General features: G+C 58.5%; 1 protein-coding gene and 1 pseudogene. Both read left to right on the top strand.

The window, feature by feature from the left end:
* Positions 1-846 (top strand): annotated as a pseudogene (locus ACNPP0_RS22215) (hypothetical protein); the annotation flags it as partial.
* A 275-nt stretch (positions 847-1,121) separates the two neighbouring features.
* Positions 1,122-1,646 (top strand): DUF6708 domain-containing protein, encoded by a 525-nt coding sequence (locus tag ACNPP0_RS22210; RefSeq protein WP_448707025.1) that lies wholly within the window; start codon positions 1,122-1,124, stop codon positions 1,644-1,646.
* Positions 1,647-1,689 lie beyond the last annotated feature (43 nt).

Here is a 1,689-nt window from a genome sequence, read left to right as displayed (position 1 = left end):
GGTGGGGCGATAGCGGCGTTGGGGGGAGTGGCGGACGGGGTGGGTGCGTTTGCGGCGGCGTGGCGTGCGGATGGGTTGGGGGATCGAGATGTAAGCGAGGCATACATGGTCGCTGGGTTAGCCTCATTTTCTGCAGCTTTCTTTAGTGTGCTTGGGGCCGCGACTAAGCCGGTGTTGATGGGACCGCTAGGCATCGGGATTGCGGTCGGGCTTTTAGGGTTCGTTCTGTCGCAGACTGCAAAAGCGCGAGAGTCAGATGCCCTGGAGTTATGGGCTCGTCGTTCGTATTTCGGTCAGGCAGAGCCTAACTTCCGCTGGCTGACGGCAGATCAAATGGATGCCGCGATTTCGGAACTGAATGCCGCACTTATTGGTATGGAGGCGATCCTCGGCTTTCGTTCGGTCGTGCGGCCGATGGACGTCGATTCGCTTCTGGCGGCCGACATATTGCAAATCCAGGCGTCGGGCGGCATGGAGTCGCGCTCCGAGCTCGGCTATCGAATCGTCCTGCCCGGCTTCGATCCGGAGGTGTCACGCTATGAATTCAAGCTGCTTGTAGAGTGCTTCGGGATAGACAAAGTCGGACGACACGCTCCGGCGGCGATGGAAGGCGTGCTCGAGGCCGTTCATCACAACAGCGCCCTAAGGGCTCCGGCTCTCGATGAGTTTCGATGGTTGACGCCTAAGGGCCATGTATTGCCGACTAAGGAAGCGCCAGTGCTAGCTTGCAAATACTGGCTCGAACCCCTACACGGAATCAAGAGTGCTACGGTCAGCATCGCCTATTGGTGTGACAAGGACGATGTCGCCGGCTATGCCAGCATCACAATGACGGAGGTGGCTTAATGGCGCGATCCAAACTTGTTCCGCAGTGTGCGGGATGGAAACGCGATTTGCCGGGGCCTGGTGACCCACCTGTCGTGACGCCAAGCATAAGGGCGGATGCGCCGAACCACGTTGACGACATTTACTTGGAATTGTCGAGGCGTTCGTCCACCATTCGTGGAATTTTGCTGTACGGGGTGGTCTTAATGGGTTATTGCTCCGTCGTTGAGTCGCCACTCGTCCTTCTTAGGGTGGTTTTGCGCGCGCTATCCACTTTTAGTGCATACCATCTGCTTATGGTTCTGGCCGCGCTGCTCGTCATGGCGCTATGCATCTGGATCACCGTTCTTGTATATCGAACCGAGGTCAATCAACCCCGCGACCTACCGATCCGCTTCAACCGCGCTCGGCGAGAAATCTACGTTTACGACTTCCACATGGTCTGGTGGAGGCCCTTTTCGCACTGGTACGTCACCACCGCCAGCTACAACTGGGACGACGTTCGCGCGGAAGTCTGGGAGCAATGGGGCGCCTCGTCCAGTGGCACCCTGATGATCAAATGGGGCGTCTCAATGGCCATCGTCAAGCCCGGCACGAACGACGTCATCGAACGTATCCACCTCAGCACCAGCAACAACGATCTGGACAATCTCTGGGCCTATGTCTGCACCTACATGCAGCAAGGCCCCGACGCCTTGCCGCCGTGCGACATCGAACCACGCGATGCGAATGACGTGCCGGCATACAACCTGGCGCTGCGTTGGGCGCCGTTGGTTGAATGGCCGGAGGCAATGGATATCGAATCGCGGAGCGCGCCGTGATGGGCGGTCCTACGCGGGTAACAACGGTCTGCCGATCTAAGGT

It is taken from the genome of Achromobacter semiaridum (assembly GCF_053543755.1).
This window is presented reverse-complemented; position numbering and strand designations above follow the sequence as displayed.

What these genes read in the sequence shown, in the direction of transcription:
- ACNPP0_RS22210 (WP_448707025.1), top strand. Translation starts at nt 1,122, where the DNA reads ATGGTTCTGGCCGCGCTGCTCGTCATGGCGCTATGCATCTGGATCACC.